This is a genomic window from Pseudomonas sp. P7758 (assembly GCF_013386485.1).
GTDB lineage: Bacteria > Pseudomonadota > Gammaproteobacteria > Pseudomonadales > Pseudomonadaceae > Aquipseudomonas.
Genome location: NZ_JACARS010000061.1, coordinates 26,693 through 50,054 on the forward strand (window position 1 = coordinate 26,693; position 23,362 = coordinate 50,054).

Genomic DNA, 23,362 nt, shown 5'->3' on the forward strand with positions numbered 1-23,362 from the left:
CATGAGCCGTGCCCTGCATGATGTTGCGAACGGCACCCTGTTCGGCGTTGCGCTGAACTACCAGGGGTTGCTGAACCAACGTCTCGCCGAATTCGAACAAGCGCCTTACCAGAAACCACCGGTGAAGCCGGTGCTGTTCATCAAGACGCCCAATACCCGCAACGGCCACGACGGCGTGGTACTGCACCCGCAAGGTGAACGCCTGCAACCGGGCCCGGCACTCGGGGTGGTGATTGGCAAGAGTGCCAGCCGGGTCAGTGTCGAAAATGCCCTGGAGCATGTGGCGGGCTACACCATCGTCAATGAGTTCAGCCTGCCGGAAGACAGCTACTACCGCCCGGCGGTGAAAGCCAAGTGCCGGGACGGTTTCTGCGCATTGGGCCCGGAACTGGTGGCCCGCGACCTGGTCGCCAATCCGCATCAATTGAGCGTGAAGCTGTTCGTCAACGGTGAACTGCGCCAGCAAAACTCCACCGCCAACTTCGTGCGCAGCCTGCCGCAGTTGATCGCCGAGATCAGCGAGTTCATGACCCTGCACGAAGGCGACGTGCTGATCACCGGCACCCCCGAAGGCCGGGTGGATGTGCAACCCGGCGACACGGTTGAAGTCGAGATCAGCGGCCTGGGCCGCCTGGTCAACCACATCAAGGCAGAGGAGCTGTCATGAAACACGCCCGTATTCGCTTTGAAGGTGAAGCCCACCAGGTGCTGGTAGAAGCTGAAAACGCCGTGCGCCTGGCCGACGGTCGCCTGCTGGCTGAAGACCAGGTCGAATGGCTGCCACCGGCCACCGGCAGCATGTTTGCCCTCGGCCTGAACTACGCCGACCACGCCGCCGAACTGGCCTTCAAGCCACCGACTGAACCGCTGGCGTTCATCAAGTCTCCCGGCACCTACACCGGCCATAACCAGGTGACCTGGCGGCCGGATAACGTCGCCTACATGCACTACGAGTGCGAACTGGTGGCGGTCATCGGCAAGCCGGCGCGCAACGTCAAGCGCGAGAACGCCCTGGAGTATCTGGCCGGCTACACGGTGTGCAACGACTACGCGATCCGCGACTACCTGGAAAACTACTACCGCCCCAACCTGCGGGTGAAAAACCGCGACGCCACCACGCCCGTGGGCCCATGGATCGTGGATGTCGCCGACGTGCCGGACCCGAGCAACCTGAAGCTGCGCACCTGGATCAACGGTGAACTGCGCCAGGAAGGCAGTACGAAAGACATGATTTTCGACATCCCGTATTTGATCGAGTACCTGTCCAGCTTCATGACCTTGCAGCCCGGCGACATGATCGCCACCGGCACCCCGGAAGGCCTGGCGGATGTGGTGCCGGGGGACGAAGTGGTCGTGGAAGTCGAAGGCGTCGGTCGCCTGGTCAATCGAATTGTCAGCGAGGCGGACTTTTTTGCCGCCCGTAAAGAGGCTTGAGCAACATGATCAAACACTGGATCAACGGCCGTGAGGTCGAGAGCAAAGACACCTTCATCAATTACAACCCGGCCACCGGCGAAGCCATCGGTGAAGTGGCCAGCGGCGGTGCCGAGGAAGTGGCGCAGGCCGTTGCAGCAGCCAAGGAAGCCTTTCCGAAGTGGGCAGGCACACCGGCCAAGGAACGGGCCCGCTTGATGCGCAAGCTCGGTGAGCTGATCGAACAGAACGTGCCGCACCTGGCCGAGCTGGAAACCCTCGACACCGGCCTGCCGATCCACCAGACCAGGAACGTGCTGATTCCCCGGGCGTCCCACAACTTCGATTTCTTCGCCGAAGTCTGCACCCGCATGGACGGCCACAGTTACCCGGTGGACGACCAGATGCTCAACTACACGCTTTACCAGCCGGTGGGTGTGTGTGCGTTGGTGTCGCCATGGAACGTGCCGTTCATGACCGCCACCTGGAAGACTGCGCCGTGCCTGGCGCTGGGCAATACCGCGGTGCTGAAGATGTCCGAGCTGTCGCCGCTGACGGCCAATGAACTGGGGCGCCTGGCGGTAGAAGCCGGGCTCCCCAAAGGCGTGCTGAACGTAATCCAGGGCTACGGCGCCACCGCCGGTGATGCGCTGGTGCGCCACCCGGACGTGCGGGCGATTTCCTTCACCGGCGGTACCGCCACCGGCAAGAAAATCATGCAGACCGCCGGGCTGAAAAAGTACTCCATGGAACTGGGCGGCAAGTCGCCGGTGCTGATCTTTGAAGACGCCGACCTGGACCGCGCCCTCGACGCGGCACTGTTCACCATCTTCTCGCTCAACGGTGAACGCTGCACCGCCGGCAGCCGGATCTTCATTCAGGAGAGCGTGTACCCGCAGTTCGTCGCCGAATTTGCCGCCCGCGCCAAGCGCCTGATCGTCGGCGACCCGCAGGACCCGAAGACCCAGGTCGGCTCGATGATCACCCAGGCCCACTACGACAAGGTCACCGGCTACATCAGGATTGGCCTCGAGGAAGGCGCCACCCTGCTGGCCGGCGGCCTGGAACGCCCGGCCAACCTGCCGGCGCACTTGAGCCGCGGGCAGTTTATCCAGCCGACGGTGTTTGCCGATGTGAACAACCAGATGCGCATCGCCCAGGAAGAGATCTTCGGCCCGGTGGTATGCCTGATCCCGTTCAAGGACGAAGCCGAAGCGCTGCAACTGGCCAACGACACCGAGTACGGCCTGGCGTCCTATATCTGGACCCAGGACATCGGCAAGGCGCATCGTCTGGCCTACGGCATCGAAGCCGGCATGGTGTTCATCAACAGCCAGAACGTGCGGGACTTGCGCCAGCCGTTTGGTGGGGTAAAAGGTTCCGGCACCGGCCGTGAAGGCGGCCAGTACAGCTTCGAAGTGTTTGCCGAGATCAAGAACGTGTGCATTTCCATGGGCAGTCATCACATCCCGCGCTGGGGTGTGTAACCCGGATATAACAACGCTACCTGTAGGAGCGAGCTTGCTCGCGAAGAACCCGCAGGCGCCGCGGGCTAACAGAAGTGCTGCGTTATCGTTGACGTTTTTCGCGAGCAAGCTCGCTCCTACAAAAGAATAAATACTCAGGAGAATGATCATGGGCGAAGTGGTTCTGGCAGCGAAGATCTGCCACGTCCCCTCGATGTACCTGTCGGAACTGCCCGGCAAGCACCACGGTTGCCGCGAAGCAGCCATCGCCGGGCACAAGGAAATCGGGCGGCGCGCCCGTGAACTGGGGGCCGACACCGCGGTGGTGTTCGACGTGCACTGGCTGGTCAACAGCGGCTATCACGTCAACTGCGGCGAGCATTTCAAGGGCACCTACACCAGCAACGAGCTGCCGCACTTCATCAAGAACATGGAGTACGAGTACCCGGGCTGCCCCGAGCTGGGCGAGTTGATCGCCGCCGAGGCCAACCTGGCCGGCGTGCGCACCATGGCCCACAACATCCCGAGCCTGGAGCTGGAATACGGCACCCTGGTGCCGATGCGCTACATGCACATGGGCGTGCCGGACGCGCAGAAGTTCGACGTGATCTCGATTGCCGCGTGGTGCGCCTGGCACCGCCTGGAAGATAGCTTCGCGTTTGGCGCCGCCGTGCGCCGCGCCATCGAAAAGAGCGACCGCAAAGTCCTGGTGCTGGCCTCGGGTTCCCTCTCCCACCGTTTCTCGGACGACCGCGAAGCCGAAGCCAATATCCACAACTGGACCCGTGAATTCGACAAGCAGATGGACCTGCACGTGGTGGAGATGTGGAAGCAAGGCCGCTTCAAGGAGTTCTGCGCAATGCTGCCGGACTACGCCGAGCACTGCTTCGGCGAAGGCAAGATGCACGACACCGCGATGCTCCTGGGGCTGCTGGGCGGGCCGGACTACAACCAGCCGGCCGAGATCATCACCCAGCCATTCGGCAGCTCGGGCACCGGCCAGATCAATGCCATTTTCCCTTTATGAGCCTTGGTGAAGATCACCTGTAGGAGCTGGCTTGCCTGCGATGCAGGCACCTCGGTGTATCTGTCTCACCGAGTTGATGCCATCGCAGGCAAGCCAGCTCCTACAAGGAATTCGCTGCACCTCACCCAAAGAGGAGATACACATGCCGCACTTCATCGCCGAATACACCGACAACATCGAGCAGCAGGCCAACCTGCCGGCCCTGTTCGAGCAGGTTCACGCCGTGCTGGGGGACAGCGGCGTGTTTCCCCTGGGGGGCATCCGCAGTCGCGGAGTGCGCCTGGACACCTGGCGCATGGCCGACGGCAAGCATGACTACGCCTTCGTCCACATGACCCTCAAGGTCGGCCACGGGCGCGACCTGGAAACCCGAAAAACGGTGGCCGAAGCCCTGTTCAAGGTCATCACCGAACACTTCGCCGCGCTGCAATCCCAGCGGTTGCTGGCGTTGTCGTTCGAGATGATCGAGCTGCACCCCGAGCTGAATTTCAAGCAGAACAACGTGCACGCATTCCTGAAGAACCAGGCGGGCTGAGCACAGCCCACCTTTCCGCCCATGGCCACTCAAACAAAAAAGAACAACATCATGAGCACAGCCACTACCGCCGACAGCACCACCCTGATCGAACATCAGCGCACCCACAGCATCGTCACCTGGCGACTGATGCCGTTGCTGCTGATCTGCTACCTGTTTGCCCACCTGGACCGCATCAACATCGGCTTCGCCAAGATGCAGATGAGCACCGACCTGCACTTCAGCGACACGGTGTATGGCCTCGGTGCCGGCCTGTTTTTCATCGCCTACGCGCTGTTCGGCGTACCCAGCAACATGGCCCTGGACCGGGTCGGCCCACGGCGCTGGATCGCCTGCCTGATGGTGGTGTGGGGCGTGCTCTCCACCAGCATGCTGTGGATCGAAAGCTCCACGGGCTTCTACGTGCTGCGCTTTCTGCTGGGGGTGGCCGAAGCCGGCTTCTTCCCGGGGATCCTGGTGTTCCTCAACCGCTGGTACCCGGCCCGCCGCCGGGCGCAAGTCACCGCACTGTTTGCGATTGCCGTGCCCATGGCCGGTGTGATTGGTGGCCCGTTGTCCGGTGCAATCCTGGAGAACTTCCATGATTTCGGCGGGCTGCGGGGCTGGCAGTGGATGTTCCTGATCGAAGGCGCCCCGGTGGTGCTGCTCGGCCTGGTCGTCCTGAAATACCTGCCCGACAGCTTCGAAACCGTGAAGTGGCTGGAGCCCGCGCAAAAGCAACAACTGCGCGAGCAACTGAGCACTGAAGAACAGCGCAAATCCATCACCTCCTTCGGCGGCATCCTGCGTGACCCGCAGGTGTGGCTGCTGGTGGCGGTGTACTTCGCGGTGATGCTGGCGGTGAACACCCTGGCGTTCTGGATGCCCACCCTGATCCACGGCGCCGGCATCGGCCGCGACAGCCAGGTCGGCCTGCTGAGCGCCGTACCGTATCTGGCCGGGTGCTTCTTCATGATCGGCTGCGGGCGCTCGTCCGACCGCAACCGCGAACGCCGCTGGCACCTGTGCGTGCCGTTGCTGATGTCGGCCATCGGTATTGCGGTGGCCGGGCTCTCGCCCACCAACCCGACCCTGGTGCTGGGCGGCCTGATCCTCGCCGGCATGGGCGCCAGCGCTGCGCTGCCGATGTTCTGGCAATTGCCGCCGGCGTTCCTGTCCAACAGCACCCAGGCGGCCGGCATCGCGCTGATCAGCTCGTTCGGCAGCATCGCTTCGTTCCTCGCGCCCTACCTGATCGGCTGGATGCGCGACACCACCCAAAGCGCGAGCCTGGCCCTGTACGTGCTGGCGCTGCTTATCGCCCTCGGCGGCCTGCTGGTGCTGCGCACCCATGCGGCCATCGTCAATCCCCAGTAGAGATTTTGTCATGCTTGATCAAGCCCTTATCCAGCAAGCCGCCGCCCGCCTCGACCAGGCCGAGCGTTCCCGTGAACAGGTGCGCCAGTTTTCCATGGAGCATCCGAACATCACGATTGAAGACGCCTACGCCATCCAGCGCGCCTGGGTGGCCCGGAAAATCAAGGACGGGCGCAAGCTGGTCGGGCACAAGATCGGCCTGACGTCGCGGGCGATGCAGGTGTCGTCGAACATCACCGAGCCGGATTACGGCGCCCTGCTCGATGACATGTTCTTCGACGAAGGCACCGACATCCCCTTCGAGCGCTTCATCGTGCCGAGGGTGGAAGTGGAACTGGCGTTCATCCTCGGCAAGCCGCTCAAGGGCCCAAACTGCACGATTTTCGATGTGCTCGATGCCACGGAATGGGTGATCCCGGCGCTGGAAATCATCGACGCCCGCATCCAGCAGATCGACCCGCACACCAACGCCACCCGCAAGGTGTTCGACACCATTTCCGACAACGCCGCCAATGCCGGCGTGGTGATGGGCGGCCGCGCCGTGCGCCCCACCGAGATCGACCTGCGCAAGGTGCCGGCGGTGTTGTACCGCAACGGGGTGATCGAAGAGTCCGGGGTGTCGGCTGCGGTACTTAACCATCCGGCCAAGGGCGTGGCCTGGCTGGCGAACAAACTGGCGCCGTACGACGTCACCCTGCAACCCGGCCAGATCATCCTCGGCGGCTCCTTCACCCGCCCGGTGGCGGCGAATCCGGGTGACACCTTCCATGTCGACTACGACATGCTGGGTTCCATCTCCTGCCGCTTTGTCTGAATACTGGAGGACTGTTTCATGGACATGCCCATCAACCGTTTCAAGCAGCGCCTGCAACGTGGCGAGACCCAGATCGGCCTGTGGCTCGGTTTGGCGGACGCTTATTGCGCCGAACTGGCGGCGAATGCCGGGTTCGACTGGCTGCTGATCGACGGCGAGCACGCGCCCAATGACCTGCGCGGCATGCTCGGCCAACTGCAGGCTGTCGCGCCTTATGACAGCCAACCGGTGATTCGCCCGGTGATCGGCGATACGGCGTTGATCAAGCAGGTGCTGGATATCGGCGTGCAGACGCTGTTGGTGCCGATGGTGGAGACGGCTGACCAGGCACGGCAGCTGGTGCGGGCGATGCGTTATCCACCGGGTGGTGTACGGGGCGTGGGCAGCGCGCTGGCGCGGGCGTCGCGCTGGAACAGTATTCCCGGTTACCTGGATGAGGCCGATGCGCAGATGTGCCTGCTGGTGCAGATCGAGAACCGTGAAGGCCTGGACAACCTCGATGCGATTGCGGCGGTTGACGGAGTGGACGGGGTGTTTATCGGCCCGGCGGACCTGAGCGCGGCCATGGGGCACCGGGGGAATCCCGGGCACCCCGAGGTGCAGGCGGCGATTGAGGACGCGATTGGGCGGATTCAAAAAGCCGGCAAGGCGGCGGGCATCTTGAGTGCGGATGAGAAACTGGCGCGGCGGTATATCGAGCTTGGGGCGGCGTTTGTGGCGGTAGGGGTGGATACGACGGTGTTGATGCGCGGGTTGCAGGGGTTGGCGGCGAAATTCAAAGACACCGCAACACCGGCCATTACCGGCGGCGTGTACTGACGCTCTGAAACCACAAAGATCCAAAATGTGGGAGCGGGCTTGCTCGCGAAAGCGGTGTATCAGTGCCAGGTTTGTTGGCTGACCCACCGCATTCGCGAGCAAGCCCGCTCCCACATTTGGATCGGCGGTGTGTCAGCGCTTGATAGTCTTCAACTCATCCAGCAACCCCAGCAACACCTGCAACTTCTCCTCCCCGAACTGCTCCTGCAACCGCTGGTAATTCTCCTCCATGCACTGGCTCATCGACTCGAAACTGGCCTTGCCCTTCTCCGCCAGCGTCACCAGCACCCGCCGCTGATCCTGCTCGGCCTTGCGCCGGTGCACCATCCCCGCCGCCTCCATGCGCACCAGCACGCCGGTCATGCTCGGCTTGAGAATGCACGCCAGTTCCGCCAGTTGGTAAATCTCCAGCTCATCATGCTGGCTGAGAATTCGAATAACCCGCCATTGCTGCTCGGTCAGCCCATGCTCATTCAGCGAGGGCCGGAAAAAACTCATGGCCGCTTCACGGGCCTGAAGCAAGGTCAGGGTCAGGGATTGTCTGGGTTTCAACATAGGCTCAGGGTCACGATAGATTTAGTTAATGTTTTAACGAAACTCTAACACTCTCCTCCCCACCTCACGCTATAACTTGTGAAGCCGGCGAAGGCTCTGGCGCGCAGGATCAAAACCGGCGGCACACAGAATCAAGACATCCAGCGCGCCAACGGCCTTAATACACTCATTAGCTCTTCACTGTCAGGCAGCGCAATGATCAATATCGAAACGCCGACCTATTACACGGCGACCAAGAAATACAACCTCAGCTTCCCCACCCTGGAGCAGGACGTGGAAGCCGACGTGGTGATCATCGGTGGCGGCTTTTCCGGGATCAACACCGCCCTGGAGCTCGCCGAAAAAGGCATCACCAACATCGTCGTGCTGGAAGCGCGTTACCTGGGTTTTGGCGGTACCGGGCGCAACGGTGGGCAGATCATGGCCGGCATCGGCCACGACCTGGAAAAGATCAAGAAGGACGTGGGTGAAGACGGCCTGCGCCAGATCTTCGAGATCAGCGACCTGGGCGCCGACATCATCAAGAACCGCATCGCCAAGTACGACATCGATGCCGACTTCTGCCACGGCTATGGCTACATGGGCTTCAACGCCCGCCAGGAAAAGACCCTGCGCGCCTGGGAGAAAGACTTCAAATCCATCAACACCCAACACGAGATCCGCTTTCTTGGCGGCTCCGACGTCAAGCAGATCATCGGCTCCGACGCCTACAGCAGCGCCCTGCTGCACATGGGCGGCGGGCATGTGCACTCGTTGAACCTGCTGCTGGGCGAAGCCAAGGCCCTGGCCGGCCACGGCGTGCGGATTTTCGAGAACAGCCCGGCGCTGGAAGTCAGTTATGGCGAGCGCATCACCGTGCGCACCGGCCGCGGTTCGGTCAAGGCCAGCAAGCTGCTGTGGGCCTGCGACAGTTTCCTCAACAAGCTGGAGCCGGAACTGCACCGCTCTACCATCAACACCTACGCGTTCCAGATGATGACCGAGCCGTTGCCAGAAGAGCTGATCAACCGTATCAGCCCGATTCGCGGGGCCTACAGCGACATTCGCCCGGTGATCGACTACTACCGCGTCACCAACGAAAACCGCCTGCTGTTCGGCGCCGCCACGCCTTTGGTGGAGCACATTCCCGGCGATTTGAAAGCCTGGAACCGCAACCTGATGCTGAAGATTTTCCCGTACCTCAAGGACGTGAAGATCGACCTGGCCTGGGGCGGCCCGATGGCCTGCAGCCCGAACCTGTTCCCGCAGATCGGCACCTTGCCCGGGCGCAGCAACGCGTTCTACGTGCAGGGCTATTCGGGCTTCGGCGTGACGCCGAGCCACATCATCTGCAAGGTGCTGGCCGAAGGCATGAGCGAAGGCTCGGCGCGGTATGACCTGGTCAGCTCGATCCATCGCCCGACCATCATCGGCAAGGACGCGATCCGCCCGCTGCTGCTCACCGCCGGCAAATCCTGGCATCAGCTCTCCGGTTACTGGAACGGCCGCCGCTGACAAACACCTGTAGGAGCGAGCTTGCTCGCGAAAAACCCAAGGGCGCCGCGTTAATCCAGGACGCCAACGTCATCGTTGACGACCTTCGCGAGCAAGCTCGCTCCTACAGTTGGTCACTAATTTTTTCTCATCAGGAGCAACTGCCATGACCCTCGTTACCCTCAAGAAAGACATCCAGCTATCCGAACTCGACGCCTGGGGCACCGTCGCCGACCTCGGCTCGACCATCCTCGAAGGCGAAGTCCGGGCCTTCGGCAAAATGACCTTCGGTGCCCCCACCGACCCGGTCAGCAGCGCCTATTTCGGCACCACCCAGGGCAAGTTCCGCATGGTCTACCCGTTTGCCGAACAAGCCACCGTGGTCACCGGCGAAGTGGTGCTCACCGACGAGTCCACCGGCCAGAGCACCCGCTACAAGGCCGGTGACAGCTGGTTCGTGACCAAGGGCACCCCGGTGCTGTGGGAAGTGGTCAGCGAAAGTTTCGTCAAACACTACTTCGCCGTGGTGTGATAGCCCCGGCTGCCGGCACCCGTCGGCAGCCTTTTGGCGCAGGTGCCCACCCATGCACGCTCTCCCCGCCCACGAAGTCGCCGGCCAGTGCCTGCAGGCTTTCACCCGCTTGATTCCGGTCAGCCAGGCCGCGTTCTATTGCGTCGACCGCCAGCTGCAAGCCCGGGATTTCCAGTTGCACGGCATGAGCGGCGAAATGCACCGCGACTACCTCGACAACTACCGCCAATTCGACCCGTTGCAACCGCGCAACTGCCTGTCCAGTGGCCTGGCGGTGGTGCCGCTGGGCCTTGCCATGGCCCGCCAGCCGGCGCGGGATACCCGGCGCTATGGGGATTTTCTGCGGCGCTATGGCGTGGTCGATGTGGTGGAGATTTTCGCCCAGCGGGCCGGCCAGCCCCAGGCGGCGATTTCGCTGTTGCGCACCGCCGACCAGGGCGCTTTCACCGGCGAGCAACTGGCCCAACTGAACGCCCTGCAAACCTTGCTGCAACTGGCGGTGGCCAACATGCAGCCCACTGAAGAGGCGCTGGCCGGGTTGACGCCCAAGGAGCGCCAGATCGCCCTGCTGTTGCGCCAGGGCGCCAGCAACAAACAGCTGGCCCAGGAGCTGGATGTCGGCCTGCCCACCATCAAGACCCACCTGATCAACCTGTTTCGCAAGACCGGCGTCAGCAGTCGCACGGAGCTGGTGGGCAGCCTGTTCCTGTAGTTCGCCTCAACCATTCGGTTGATACCAGGGCCTGCTCCCGGGCGCGATGATTCGTGGTGTTCACCCACCCAACCGGAGCATCGCAAATGACCACCCCTTCTGACTGGATCACCGTGGGCGCCCTGGCCGACGGCTTCGCCCCAGAGGCATTTATCCTGCCGAACCTGGCCGACCTGAGCGGCAAGGCTTTCACCCTGCACTTCGCCAATGGCTGGCAGATCGAGCACCGTTTCGAGCGCGACAGGCTCTCCTGGGTTGCAGCCGACGGTCACTCCAGCGGCAGCGCCACCTACCGTGCGACCTCGGTGCGCCCCGGCCTGTACCTGGTGGACTTCATCAAGCGCGAAGGCACGCAGGCCTGGTCGGTCAGCCTGGTGCTCGACACCGCCAGCGCTTCGTTCACCGCTGTGCTCGGGCGCATGCCCACCCAGGAACAAACCCGCGAAGGCCTCTACAGCCGCGCCCTTGCCGGCAAGCCGCTGACGTCGGTGGAAGTGGAGTTCCTCCACGGCAGCCTCGACCGCCCGTGGCAGCCAGGCCAATGCCCCCACGCACCAACCACCGACCTGATCGGCCTGCGCAACCAGTATCGCTACAGCCCGAGCGAGGTCTACGAGCACATCTACCTCAACCACCAGTTCTACGCCTGGCAATGCCTCAAGGGTGTCGAGCAAGGCCTGTGCGACACCGACCGCTGCGATTACTACAAGATCGCCGACCAGCTCTACCTGTTCGTCTGGCGCGAAAAAATCATCCCCACCCTCGGCCTGGTGCTGATCGACCTGCAGCAACACCGCAGCGACGGCAAGATCTTTGGCTATGCCGACGCCTCCTTCGATGAGCTATCGAACTTTCCCATCAGCTCCTACTGCCAGGTGCTCAATCGCACGGAGCATCCTGATGACTGAGCCGCGCACGATCGTGATCACCGGGGCCGGCACGGGCATCGGTGCTGCGTGCGCCCGGCTGTACGCCGCCGAGGGTGCGCAGTTGGTACTGATCGGCCGTCGCCGCGAGCCGCTGGAGCAGGTCGCGCGGGAAACCGGGGGGTTGGTGTTGGTGGGTGATGCGGCCTGCCCGCAGACCTGGGAGGGTTTTATTGCGCAGATTCGCCAGCACTATGGGCGGATCGACGTGCTGCTGGCCTGTGCGGGCGGCCATGGCGTGGGCAGCGCCACCGACACCAGCCCGCAGACCTGGGAAGCGGCGCTGCGCAGCAACCTCGACAGCGCCTTCTACAGTGCGCGGGCGTGCTTGCCGCTGCTGCTGGAAAGTGGCGGGAACATCGTGCTGATGGGTTCGATTGCCTCACTGGCTGCCGGGCCCGAGGTGTGCGGCTACACCACGGCCAAGCATGCCTTGCTCGGGCTCAATCGCTCGCTGGCCCGGGATTACGGCCCGCGCGGGGTGCGGGTGAACGCGGTGTGCCCCGGCTGGGTGCGCACGCCGATGGCGGATGAGGAAATGCAGCCGTTGATGGATTTCCATGGCGAGACGCTGCAGCACGCCTATGACCGGGTGTGCGCCGATGTGCCGTTGCGCCGGCCGGCCAGCGCTGAAGAAATCGCCAGGGTGTGCCGCTTCCTGGCATCCAGTGACGCGTCGATCATTACGGGTGCGACGCTGGTGGCGGACGGGGGCTCAAGCATCGTCGATGTGCCGACGCTGGCCTATGCGCGTATGGAGCAGCGTCATGAATGAAGACCTGGATTTCACTGGTCGCAACGTATTGGTAACGGGTGGCGCCCAGGGTATTGGTCGGGCCATCGTCGAAGCGTTTGCCCTGCGGGGCGCTCGGGTGATGATCGCCGACCTGCAACTGGCAGAGGCGCTCGCGCTGGAGCTGTGCGGGCGCGGCTGCCAGGTGGAAGCGGTGACGGTGGATCTGGCGGATGCGGCTGCGGTTTTCGAGCTGATTGCAGGGGTGGAACACGACTGGGGGCGGCTGGATATTCTAGTGCATAACGCCGGGTATTTTCCGCTGACGCCCTTTGCCGAGATCACTCCGGCGATGCTCGGCCGTACCTTGGCGGTCAACCTCTCGGCGTTGTTCTGGCTGACCCAGGCGGCGCTGCCGATGTTCCGCCGTCAGGGTCGGGGCTGCGTGCTGGTTACGTCGTCTGTCACGGGGCCGCGGGTTGCGTTTCCGGGGTTGAGTCACTATGCGGCGTCGAAGGCCGGGGTCAACGGGTTCATTCGCAATGCGGCGCTGGAACTGGCCGGTTTGAATGTGCGAGTCAACGGTGTGGAGCCCGGCATGATCGCAACCCCGGCCATGGGCAACCTGGGGGATGACCAGGTAAATGCACAGATCGCCAGCCGGGTACCGCTGGGACGGCTGGGCGCACCGTCGGATATTGCCGGGGCAATGCTGTTCCTGGCATCGGACCTGGCGGGCTATATCACTGGGCAGACGCTGGTGGTGGATGGCGGCTCGACCTTGCCGGAGGTTTAACGAAACGTCCTACCGAACTGCCGGATAACCTCTACTCCCCTGCCCTGAGAACCTCTGCAAAGTCCCTCGCCTGATCACACAGCGCGAGGGAACGCCGATGTTTTTTTCGATTAATGCCCTGCCCGATGGGGCTGCCTCTTGAATCCCGCCATAGGCTTTCTGGTCGTGGCGGCGATGGACCCGAAGACGCGCGACGTCGATGGGGTTCTCAACGACTTCACACATTGCCTGAACACCTACGACGCGTGGGCCGAGAGCTTCTGGAGCTTTTCGGCACTGGATGTCGAGCAGGTGTTCAAGGTCGGCGACGAGGTTTCGCTGGTCGCGCCCATCACCCGTTCCCTGTATCCCGCCAGCACCGTCGCGACCTGCAAGGCTAATGCGTCGTTGACCCTGGTGCATATGTTCCAGAGCACGCGGTTCGTGCCCATCGGTAATACGCCGGTGATGCTGCAGGAAGTCGCGCAAGACGGTGGCGCCCTCGGCGACCCCATCCAAAAAACCATCGGCCCCAGCGGCATTCTCGAAGTCACCGAGTGCACCGTCGACCGGCAGTACCGGGTCAGTTTTTATCCCAACGTTTCCCAGGATCACATCAAGGCACTGTATGCCTCCTATCAGTCCGAGATCAGCTCGCTGGAAGGCAACTTGCGCGGTCAGTGGACGAGCACGTTCAAGCCGATATGGGAGAGCTATGCCAAGGCGGGTTATGGCGAGCGCTACACCTCGCTGCAACTGGCTTATGCGCGGGGCTTTGAAAACGTGCTTTACGGCCTCTGGGACGGTATTGCCCAGCTGTACCAGTGGTTGGCAGACATCAAGCCCAACAGCGAAAAGCTCCTGCAGTACCTCTCCCAAGCCGAGCTTGGAGCGCTCCTGAAGCTCAGTCATGAGGCGATTGCCAAAGGATTGTTGATTCTCAGCGACGAGCCGCTGCTGTTCATCTACCTGTCCGCGATGGTCAGTTGGATGCGCATGCTGCCGCCGCATTACATGTTTGAGTTGCTCGGGGAAATCACCACCGAGGTGTTGCTCAACCTGCTGTTGCTGTGGGCTACCGGCGGTATGGGTGTGGCGGTACGGCTGGGCGCGCAGGTGCTGGGCAAGGTCAGGTCCGAGCGGGCACGGGAGTGGTTGGAACAGATTGCCAAGTTGGGCGGTACGGCCCCGCTGGATAGGCATGCGGAGGTGCTTAAGCCGTTATCGCTTCAGAGTCATGCAGTGCCGGTCAAGGCTGCGGCGGTGCCGTTGAAGGCTGGCGTGGACGAGATATCCAACCCGGCACCGATGGTGCGGGAGCCGAAGACGGCGCGCACGGCGTTGGTGAAGCAGGAGCCTGTGGATGATGCGCCGGCTTCGGCGAAAAACCCCAATGGGGATGCGTCGGCTTGTTCGGCGAGCACCTGTACGAATGGCTGCCCGGTATCGATGGTTACTGGTGAGGAACTGCTGACCCTCACGGATGGCTCGTTGGAGGGTGTGCTGCCATTTGCCTGGACGCGGTTGTATCGCAGCAGTGCCGTGGAAATGGATTGCGGGTTGGGGTTTGGCTGGAGTCATGCGCTGGCTCAGCGGTTGGTGGTGAGCGGCGAATCGGTGGTGTGGACCGATCACGAGAACCGCAGCACCACCTTTCCCCTGCCCTCTGCTGCACGGCCGGCGATCACCAATAGCCTGGCGGAAGCGGCGATTTATCTGGGCTCGTTGCCCGATGAACTGGTGCTGGCCCAGGCGTCGCTTTTCTACCACTTCCGTGACGGTGTGCTGACGGCGATCAGCGACGCTTACGACAACCGGCTGCGCATTGCCCGCGATTATTCCGGGCGGATTCAGCGGATCGATAACCATGTTGGTCAGGCATTGCTGCTGCGGTATGAGCGCGGCCATATCGTTGCGATCGACTATCAGGTGCACCGGGAACTCGGCTGGGTTACCGAGCAGAACGTTGTTTCCTACACGTACGACGATGCCTGGCGGTTGATCGAAGCGACCAACGCTGTAGGAGAAAGCGAGCGTTATCGGTACGACGATCAGCAGGTGATCCTGGAGCGGGAACTGGCCGGTGGGGCGAGTTTCTTTTGGGAGTGGGAACGGTCTGGCAAGGCGGCGCGATGTGTCCGGCACTGGGCCAGCTTTTCGCAGATGGACACGCGGTATGTGTGGGATGACAACGGCACGGTCACCGTACACAACGCCGATGGCAGCCAGGAAGTCTACGTCCACGACCAGCGCGCACGGCTGGTGCAGCGGATCGATCCGGACGGCGCGCAGCACTTCAAATCCTACGACGAAAAAGGCCGGCTGACGGTCGAGCAGAATCCGCTGGGAGCGGTGACGGCCTATCAGTACGACGAAGCCGGTCGGTTGATTGCGCTGTTTCCCGGGGACGATACGCCGACGTCCTACGAGCATGACAACGGGTTCGTACGGGTTGTGCGCCGTGGTGACGCGGTGTGGAAATACCAGCGTAACGACCAGGGCGATATCACCCGCAAGACTGATCCGGACGGCAATTACACCGAATACACCTACACCCAACACGGAAAGCTCACGGGTGTTTGGTATCCGGATAACAGCAGCCAGCGGCTGATCTGGAACGAACGCGGCCAGCTCATTGAGGAAAAACTGGCGAATGGCGGTGTGCGGCGTTATCGCTATGACGAGCTGGGGCGGCAGGTGGCTTGCGAGGATGAGCATGGTGCGCTGACTCAGTATCAGTGGGACGCCGTGGGTCGTTTGCTGAAAGTGATTCAGCCTGACGGGGCCACACGCGAATTCAGCTACAACCCGTACGGAAAAATCACTGCTGAGCGCGACGAGTTGGGCCGCGTCACCCGCTACGAATACGCCGATGGTTTGCACCTGATCAGCCGTCGGATTAACCCCGACGGTACACAGCTTAAATACCGTTATGACAATGTTCGGCTGTTACTGACCGAGATTGAAAACGAGGTCGGCGAAACCTATCGGCTCGACTATCACGCCAACGGCCTGATCCAGCAGGAAACCGGGTTTGATGGCCGGCGTACTGCCTATGTCTACGACCTCGCCGGGCATCTGCTGGAAAAGACCGAATACGGCGATGACGGCAGTCAGTTGGTTACCGGCTATGCGCGCGATGCTGCCGGTCGCCTCGTAAGAAAAACCCTGCCCGACCGCAGCATTGTCGATTACACCTACGACCGCCTCGGCAATCTCCTCAGCGTCGACGACGGTCATTGGCCGCTGCATTACGAATACGACCTGCAAAACCGCCTCACCGCCGAACACCAGGGCTGGGGCACGTTGCGCTATGGCTACGACGAATGCGGCCAACTCAATTACCTGCGGCTGCCAGACAACAACCGCCTCGCCTTCCACCACGACAAAGGTGGCGACCTCGCCACCGTCGAACTGAATGGCAGCCTGCTCACCTCGCACCTGTTCAAATCCGGCCGCGAACACCAACGCCAGCAAGGCCAACTCCTCAGCCACTACCACTATGACGACCAGGGCCGCCTGCACGCCCACGCCATCAGCCAACAGGAACAACGCCACCAGCGCCGCCAATACGACTACGACAAACGCGGCAACCTGACCCGCATCCTCGACACCCGCAAAGGCCAGCACGACTACCACTACGACCCGCTCGACCGCCTGACCCGCGCCAACCACTCGCACGACCTGCAGGAACGCTTCGTCCACGACCCGGCGGGCAACCTGCTGATGCAAGACCGCGTCGGTCCGAGCGTCGTCAAAGGCAATCGCCTGTTGATGCAAGGTGACCGCCATTACGACTACGACGCTTTCGGCAACCTCCTGCGGGAACGCCGGGGTCGGGCGCAGCAGTTAGTTACCGAATACAGTTACGACTGTCAGCATCGCCTGATCAGCGTCACCCAACCGGACGGCACCCAGGCCAGCTATCGCTACGACCCGTTTGGTCGGCGTATCGCCAAAACGATAAAAAGCCAAACCACCGAGTTCTTCTGGCAAGGCGAAACATTAATCGCCGAACACAGCACTGATAACCACCAAAGCTATATCTACGAACCCAACAGCTTCCGCCCGTTAGCACTGCTGAAAGGCTACGGCCCGGAAGACGTAAAGCCCTTCCACTACCAACTCGACCACCTCGGTACCCCGCAAGAACTCACCGCGCCCGATGGCGAAATTGTCTGGTCAGCGCACTACCGCGCCTACGGCCAAATCGCGAAGCTGGACGTCAACACCGTTACCAACCCGCTGCGCTTCCAGGGCCAATACTTCGACCCGGAAAGCGGGCTGCACTACAACCGTCATCGCTACTACAATCCGGACATTGGCCGCTACCTGACGCCTGATCCGGTGAAACTGGCGGGCGGGCTGAACGGATACCAGTACGTGCCCAACCCGACGGGGTGGGTGGATCCGTTGGGGTTGAATACCTGTCCGGGAGGAGACGGCTGTAAGCCAACCATTGGCGCCGCTGAACCTTCGGCAGAAGCGTCAGTCAACAAAGCAGAACCCAAACAACCGACACCAGATGAAAGCGAGGAGTATCTTTTTCGCGGAGATAAAACCAAGCCAGATGTAGTGTTCAAAGACGGCTTCAAAAGCAAGGGAGCTAGTGAAGACCTATACTTGCATGCCATTGATAGCGACGACCCTCCAAGTAATTTCATTAGTACATCACCTATAAAGGCGGTAGGGATAAATTTCGCCACCAGCTACAAAACAAAACCAGGTTATCTATACACTCTAAGAAGTATCGCTGGTCACGACCTAAATACAGAATTAGGGATGCAAGCCCCCTATCCAAAAGAAAAGGAATTTGCCGTTCACCACAGAATACACACAGAGGACATTTTAGGCGTTACCCCTATGAAAAAAGACGGAAGCTACGTAGGCTATTCAATTCCAAATCCGAACAGGAAAATAGAATGAAGACTAAAAAAATATACATCCTGACTAACAATCAAAAAAAAGAAGCACTTGTAAAATACGACGATGAAAAGCTTATCTTGACTTTTTCCGAGGCCGAAAATTTCAAAAAAATCTACTCTGGAAAAGATATATATGTTTGCCTCGCAAAAGTCAGATCGGACTTTCCCCACCTAACCTTTCTATGCAAAGGCGCAAAATTAAACGTCATGCCTTCCAGAATGGCATCTCAAATGGGCGCTGGGCTTGTCGCTTATCAAATGACGATGGGCAAGCCCGCCCTTCCAGAGGATATAGTTCACATTTTTGATTACGAAGACGAAAACCTGACAAATGACCCACAAGAGCAAATTACTTTTTTTAAAACCTGGCTTGCATCGTTAAGCGCTGAAAGATACGAAGATTTCAACTAAGCGATTAGTACATTCTCACCTTTCGAATAACGGAAGAACAGCCAGTTGGAAAGTTCAGCCTATTCGGTAAACCCCAGCATGCTTAGCGCCTACCAAATCGCCATCGCAGGCAAGCCAACTCCCACAGTTAAACTGTGTACATCAATGAATCTTCTGCACCCCCCAGTCACCCCACCTGCTGCAACCGCCCAGCCCGAAAATCCTTCGGCGACACTTCAAACTGCTTCTTGAACGAGCGACTAAAGTGCGCCGAATCCGTAAACCCCCACTTATACGCAATCGACGTAATCGACTCACTGCGCAAAAACGGGTTGGTCAGATCATCCGCACTGCGCTTCAACCGCGCCCGCTGGATATACCGACACACGCTGTCATCCTGTTCCTCAAACAACCGGTACAAATGCCGCACCGAGATATTCAACCGACTCGCCAACCCCACCGGGCTAAGCCCTGGCTGGGTCAATGACTCATCAATCACCTTCTGCACATAGCTGCGCAGATTGCTGCCCTGCAACCCGCCACAATCATCGCGCTCATCGTCTTCCTGCTCAAACGCCGACCCCAGCAGCGAGATAAACGCCGACTGCAACGCCTGCCCCTCCCCGACCGCGCCTTCGCCGTTCAGTGCGTCTTTGCACAGTTGATCCATCAACACATGCAACATGCGCCCGCAGGCTTTGCTCGAGGAGATTTTGCCGAAGGTCTTGGGCTGGTTGCCGAACTGTTTGCACACCTCTGCGCGGGACAAGGACAGGGACGCGTGTTCGATGAGCCCGAACGGGGTGATGTCGATGGAGCCCACCGAGTCCATCAATAACAGTTCGCCGGGGGCAAGCTGGAAGCTCTGGCCGTTTTGGGTGATCTGGCAGTAGCCGCTGCGCTGGCTGACGAGGAAGCAGTGTTGGTCGTCATCGTGGTCGGCGCGGGCCTTGGGGCGCTTGATCAGGCCGGCGTTGGTGCGCAGGCTGGCCAGGGGCAAACCGCCGCGGGAAAAGGTGCTGATGCTGCCGATGAACAGCGAGCGGTTGAAGGCCAGTTCTGTGTCGAAGTGACCGCAAACCGCGCGCAGATCCCGGGTCCAGAGGTCCAGCCCGTCTTGCCCAATCTGTTGCATGCTCATGGTTGTTTCCACCTTGGCTTTTTGTTTTTGTCGGGCAATAGTTAACATGTTATCTATATGCGCGCAACAAGTACGTGTCTGCCAAGGTGGTTGCACTATTGATGCCAAATACTGCGGTCAGTGGGCCTGCAAGGCGCGCTGGAAACCGTTCAAGGCGTCCAGCAGCCAGGCGCGTTGCACACTGCTCAAGGCGATGTAGCGACGGAACGCCGGCATGCGGTTGACCACCTCGCTGCCGCCCATATGCTCAAGCCGCACACACCACTGGTGATCCACCAGGTTGATGCGCAGGCGCTTGAAGTCCAGCGGCATCAAGGCGCGATGCAAGGCGCTGCCCTCCTGCAATTGCGTGTGCAAAATGCCTGAAACCTCCTTGTCGCCCGACCGCTGTCGACAGCGGATTCCGGTGCGTCGAACGGCCCCGGTGTGGTGCAGTTCGAAGCTCGCCGTGCCCTGCTGCGAGGCAGGGATGCGCAGTACGAATTCGGTCATCACCAGGTGCATCAACAGCTGCGACTCGGTGCGTTCGACGATCTCCAGTTGCAGCCCGAGATTGTCCAGGGAAACCCGGGCCGTCGTCGGTCCACACACCTCATAACCGGCCAGGCCGAGGTTACGCCTCAGGTGTTCCAGCGTAACGCCGGGTCGATACCCGGCAGGCGCGCGCCGGGCGCTGAACAGCTCAGACAGTTTTTGCAGCATGGCTGATATACCCGTTGTGCGGCTGATCCGGCTCATGGGCGAACTCCTTGGCCAACACCTCTTCCACCGAGGCGGGCCTGAATGGATTGACCTTCTGCACAACCAGCGTCCAGAACAGCGCGTACGCCGCCGTGCACCCGAGCATTACGCCAAAGGGAATGTAGATGTCGGCGGGGTTCATGCCCGGCGGGGTGATAAACCACATGCCCAGCAGGATGCCGATGCTCGACAGAATCTGCGGCAGCGGAAAGAACGGCGAACGGTAGGCGCGAGGCAGATCCGGACGGCGAATCCGCAGGATCACCACCGACAGCGTCACCAGCAGATAAGCAAAGCTCCAGGCACACACGGCCGCCAGCACCAGGTGCATGATGTTGTCGGTGTTGCCGCCCAGGTACAGCGCGTGCAGGCACGGAATCAGCATCGCCACCAGAATGCACAGCAACGGTGTCTTGAAGCGCGGGTGCAGGTAGGTGAAGACCTTGGGCAACGCGCCGTCGACGGCCATGCCGTACAGGATCCGTGGCACACCGGCCATCAAGGTGTTGATGGTCGCAGCACCGGCAAACAGGAAGCCGATGCCCAGCCACATCGGGCCGATGCTGCCCATCACCTGCTCGGCGAATTTCGGGATGGCCATCGGCGTATCCAGCAGGTGCACGCCGCCCGCCGCGTCGATCAATACGTTTTCCACCTGGCGTTTCATGGCCGCGCCATAGATGAACATGCACGTGGCCACCCCCAGCAGCCCCAGCACCATGGCCTTGGGCATCACCTTGGCCGAGTTGCGCAGGTCCGGCGCCAGCGGCGTGACGAACTCGCAGCCGACAAACATGAACATCGCCATGCCCACCAGCGACAGGATGGTAATCAGGTCGGTACCGACCAGGGATTCACCGAACCAGCCGTCCAGCTGCACCGCCGGGGCTGCGATCAGGCCCAGCACGCCAAACACCATCAAGGTGGTCCACATGCCGAAAGTGAGGATGATCTCGGCCCGGCCAAACGCGCTGACGCCAAACGCATTGAGCACCCCGAACACAATCACGAAGCCCACTCCCAGCAACCACGAACCGCCGGCGGATTCCGCCAGGGTGTTGAGGTGCTCGAAGTTCACCAGCGCCATCACGCCGGAGAGGATGGTTTCGGCGGTGCCGGCAAACACATGCACGATCAGGTACGCCGACAAGGTGCCGGTGATCGCAAAGAACCGGCCCATGCCGCAATTGATGTAGTCGTAGACCGAGCCGGTGGTGGGCAGGATCGAGGCGGCTTCGGCGAAGGTGGTCGCCTGGGCCAGCATCATCACCACCGCGATCAACATCGCCACCGCAAAGGCGCTGCCGCCGATGCCAAACCCCATGGTCGCGGTGAGGATCACCGGGCTGGCCATGATCAAGCCAATGGTGCTCGCCAGCGCGGTTGGAAAGCCCACCGTGCCGCGTTTCAAATGTTCGGTGAGCCGGTCGTTGATCGACATGGTGCAGATCCTCAAGAAGCGGATTTTTAGAAGTATTGGCACTCTGCGCCCGCCCTGGCTGATCGTCTTGCTCCTGGCTGCCGCCGGTTTTGTTGCTGCCTGCCACTGCTGCGCCACTGGCGGCCTGGGACAATTTCCTGGCACGCAGGGGAAAGACTTGGCCCGGTGGCGCTCGCCCTAATGCTCCCTCAATTCACCTTGTTGGGGACTATAACAATGCAGCACACACAACAAACCCGTCACCTGTACAGGGCCATCAGCCTGGGCATCGCGCTGATGATCATCGACTCATCGGCCCAGGCGTTCGAGCTGTATGCCGATGACGACACTCAGGTCACCGGCAACTTCCTGGCGGTGTACGGGATGTTCAACAGCCGCAAGAACTACGACGGCACCACCGGCGGTTCCACCTGGCGTGAAGGTTTTATCAAGTATGGCTTGAGCGTCGACCAGCGCTTCGGCGCCCTGGGCAGCGTGTATGGCACGGCCAACCTGGTCAGCTCGGGCACCTGGGGTGATGGCGATGCGTCGGGCGTGACCACCGGCAGCGAGCGCACCACCAAGTTCGACGAAGCCTTCGCCGGCTGGCGCTCGGGGGAACTGTTTCCGACACTGGGCAAGGATGGTGTGAACCTGTCGTTCGGCCGCCAGGTCATCATGCTCGGCGACGGTTTCATCATCAACGATGACGGCCCGAACTTCGGCAAGGGCGTGGATGACGGCAAGTTCAACCGGGGCGGCGCCTACTACATCGCCGCCCGGCATGCCTTCGATCAAACCGCGGTGCTACGCCTGGGTGGCAAGGACGGCGTGCATGGCAGCGTAATGTGGATCAAGTCCGACAACCGCGCCCAGGCCAACACTGAAATGGCTGCCGGCACCCTGGACTACACCGCCGCGCCCGGCACCCTGGGGTTGACCTATATCCACGGCATCAGCGTCGACGACCGTTATGCCAATGACCTGCAAAAACAGCGCGCCGGGATGAACATCTACAGCCTGCGGGGCGCCGGTAATGCCGGGATCGAGAACGCGCACTTTTCCTTTGAATACGCCTGGCAGGACAAGGACGCCGGCCCGGAAAAGGCCTGGTACGCCGAAGGCGGTTATACCTTCGCCGCGCTGCCGTGGTCGCCGGACCTGACCTACCGCTACAGCCGCTATTCGAAAAACTGGGATGCGATGTTTTCGGGCTTCAACCGTGGCTACGGCACCTGGGTGCAGGGCGAGGTGGCCGGCAATTATTCGGGGCCGTTCAATACCAATACTGAGGTGCAGCATGTGGCGTTGAAGGTCAAGCCGCTGGACAGCGTCACCCTGGGCGCGCTGTTCTTCGACTACAAGACGTTGAGCAAGGGCGGCATGCTCAACCTCGATGGGCGCGAACTGGACCTGTACGCGGAGTGGGCGGTGAACGAACACCTGATCGTCACGCCGCTGTTGGGTTTGTACAAGCCCAACAAGGATGAGAGCAACGGCGGCAACCAGGTGGGTGGCAATGGTACCAATCTCTATAGCCAAGTCACCGTGGCCGTGCCGTTCTAACACAGGTGCAATGAGCTACCGAGATCACATGTGGGAGCGGGCT

The 23,362-nt window shown here is 61.2% G+C and carries 21 protein-coding genes; 17 read left to right on the forward strand and 4 right to left on the reverse strand.

The features are described from left to right. The first annotated feature begins 1 nt into the window (after position 1). From HX873_RS13475 to hpaI, 8 genes are all read left to right on the forward strand, one after another. On the forward strand, positions 2-667 hold the full coding sequence (locus HX873_RS13475) for a fumarylacetoacetate hydrolase family protein (RefSeq protein ID WP_177122782.1): 666 nt from the start codon (positions 2-4) through the stop codon (positions 665-667). Then, positions 664-1,434 carry a fumarylacetoacetate hydrolase family protein gene (locus tag HX873_RS13480; RefSeq protein WP_003209888.1) on the forward strand — a complete coding sequence of 257 codons (771 nt, stop codon included), beginning with the start codon at positions 664-666 and terminating at the stop codon, positions 1,432-1,434. The genes HX873_RS13475 and HX873_RS13480 overlap by 4 nt, the downstream gene beginning before the upstream one ends. Before the next feature lie 5 nt (positions 1,435-1,439). Beyond that, positions 1,440-2,900, forward strand: a complete 1,461-nt coding sequence (gene hpaE, locus HX873_RS13485; RefSeq protein ID WP_177122783.1) for a 5-carboxymethyl-2-hydroxymuconate semialdehyde dehydrogenase — start codon at positions 1,440-1,442, stop codon at positions 2,898-2,900. 148 nt (positions 2,901-3,048) lie between these two features. After that, positions 3,049-3,906, forward strand: coding sequence for a 3,4-dihydroxyphenylacetate 2,3-dioxygenase (hpaD, locus tag HX873_RS13490; RefSeq protein ID WP_003209884.1), 858 nt, complete (start codon positions 3,049-3,051; stop codon positions 3,904-3,906). Positions 3,907-4,048: 142 nt separating this feature from the next. After that, entirely contained in the window at positions 4,049-4,441 is a 393-nt protein-coding gene (locus HX873_RS13495; protein WP_008437184.1) for a 5-carboxymethyl-2-hydroxymuconate Delta-isomerase, read from the forward strand. 51 nt (positions 4,442-4,492) lie between these two features. Beyond that, positions 4,493-5,797: an MFS transporter gene (locus HX873_RS13500; RefSeq protein ID WP_177029010.1), complete on the forward strand. Its 1,305-nt coding sequence runs from the start codon at positions 4,493-4,495 to the stop codon at positions 5,795-5,797. Between the two features lie 10 nt (positions 5,798-5,807). Further along, positions 5,808-6,611, forward strand: coding sequence for a 2-oxo-hept-4-ene-1,7-dioate hydratase (hpaH, locus tag HX873_RS13505; protein WP_177021252.1), 804 nt, complete (start codon positions 5,808-5,810; stop codon positions 6,609-6,611). An 18-nt stretch (positions 6,612-6,629) separates the two neighbouring features. Next, entirely contained in the window at positions 6,630-7,430 is an 801-nt protein-coding gene (gene hpaI, locus HX873_RS13510) for a 4-hydroxy-2-oxoheptanedioate aldolase (RefSeq protein ID WP_177029009.1), read from the forward strand. Between the two features lie 132 nt (positions 7,431-7,562). Here hpaI and hpaR read toward each other — a convergent pair whose 3' ends face one another. Then, on the reverse strand, positions 7,563-7,985 hold the full coding sequence (gene hpaR / locus HX873_RS13515) for a homoprotocatechuate degradation operon regulator HpaR (RefSeq protein WP_003209875.1): 423 nt from the start codon (positions 7,983-7,985) through the stop codon (positions 7,563-7,565). A gap of 195 nt (positions 7,986-8,180) precedes the next feature. On the opposite strand from hpaR, the gene HX873_RS13520 reads away from it, so the two are divergent. From HX873_RS13520 to HX873_RS13555, 8 genes are all read left to right on the forward strand, one after another. Beyond that, positions 8,181-9,479, forward strand: coding sequence for an FAD-binding oxidoreductase (locus HX873_RS13520; RefSeq protein ID WP_177122784.1), 1,299 nt, complete (start codon positions 8,181-8,183; stop codon positions 9,477-9,479). Positions 9,480-9,624: 145 nt separating this feature from the next. Beyond that, positions 9,625-9,990 carry a cupin domain-containing protein gene (locus HX873_RS13525; RefSeq protein WP_003209872.1) on the forward strand — a complete coding sequence of 122 codons (366 nt, stop codon included), beginning with the start codon at positions 9,625-9,627 and terminating at the stop codon, positions 9,988-9,990. Between the two features lie 52 nt (positions 9,991-10,042). Next, positions 10,043-10,702, forward strand: coding sequence for a LuxR C-terminal-related transcriptional regulator (locus tag HX873_RS13530; protein WP_177122785.1), 660 nt, complete (start codon positions 10,043-10,045; stop codon positions 10,700-10,702). Between the two features lie 86 nt (positions 10,703-10,788). Beyond that, the gene (locus HX873_RS13535) at positions 10,789-11,610 is read left to right on the forward strand and encodes a molybdenum cofactor biosynthesis F family protein (protein ID WP_177122786.1); all 822 of its coding nucleotides are present in this window, start codon (positions 10,789-10,791) and stop codon (positions 11,608-11,610) included. Next, positions 11,603-12,403: an SDR family NAD(P)-dependent oxidoreductase gene (locus HX873_RS13540; RefSeq protein WP_177122787.1), complete on the forward strand. Its 801-nt coding sequence runs from the start codon at positions 11,603-11,605 to the stop codon at positions 12,401-12,403. Before HX873_RS13535 ends, HX873_RS13540 begins: the two co-directional genes overlap by 8 nt. Then, on the forward strand, positions 12,396-13,157 hold the full coding sequence (locus tag HX873_RS13545) for an SDR family oxidoreductase (protein ID WP_003209865.1): 762 nt from the start codon (positions 12,396-12,398) through the stop codon (positions 13,155-13,157). The genes HX873_RS13540 and HX873_RS13545 overlap by 8 nt, the downstream gene beginning before the upstream one ends. A 174-nt stretch (positions 13,158-13,331) precedes the next feature. Next, entirely contained in the window at positions 13,332-18,062 is a 4,731-nt protein-coding gene (locus HX873_RS13550; RefSeq protein ID WP_177122790.1) for an RHS repeat-associated core domain-containing protein, read from the forward strand. Then, entirely contained in the window at positions 18,059-18,472 is a 414-nt protein-coding gene (locus HX873_RS13555; protein WP_102368613.1) for a hypothetical protein, read from the forward strand. Before HX873_RS13550 ends, HX873_RS13555 begins: the two co-directional genes overlap by 4 nt. A 166-nt stretch (positions 18,473-18,638) precedes the next feature. Here the strand turns inward: HX873_RS13555 and feaR are convergent, their stop codons facing one another. The 3 genes from feaR to HX873_RS13570 all read right to left on the reverse strand — a co-directional run bounded on the left by feaR (position 18,639) and on the right by HX873_RS13570 (position 21,774). After that, positions 18,639-19,592, reverse strand: coding sequence for a transcriptional regulator FeaR (feaR, locus tag HX873_RS13560; RefSeq protein ID WP_102368612.1), 954 nt, complete (start codon positions 19,590-19,592; stop codon positions 18,639-18,641). 117 nt (positions 19,593-19,709) lie between these two features. After that, a complete protein-coding gene (locus tag HX873_RS13565) occupies positions 19,710-20,294 on the reverse strand; it encodes a DUF3156 family protein (RefSeq protein WP_177122788.1) in 585 nt (194 codons plus the stop codon). Next, positions 20,275-21,774, reverse strand: a complete 1,500-nt coding sequence (locus HX873_RS13570; protein ID WP_177036827.1) for an APC family permease — start codon at positions 21,772-21,774, stop codon at positions 20,275-20,277. Before HX873_RS13570 ends, HX873_RS13565 begins: the two co-directional genes overlap by 20 nt. 216 nt (positions 21,775-21,990) lie before the next feature. On the opposite strand from HX873_RS13570, the gene HX873_RS13575 reads away from it, so the two are divergent. After that, positions 21,991-23,319, forward strand: a complete 1,329-nt coding sequence (locus HX873_RS13575) for a hypothetical protein (RefSeq protein ID WP_177122789.1) — start codon at positions 21,991-21,993, stop codon at positions 23,317-23,319. Positions 23,320-23,362: the final 43 nt, after the last annotated feature.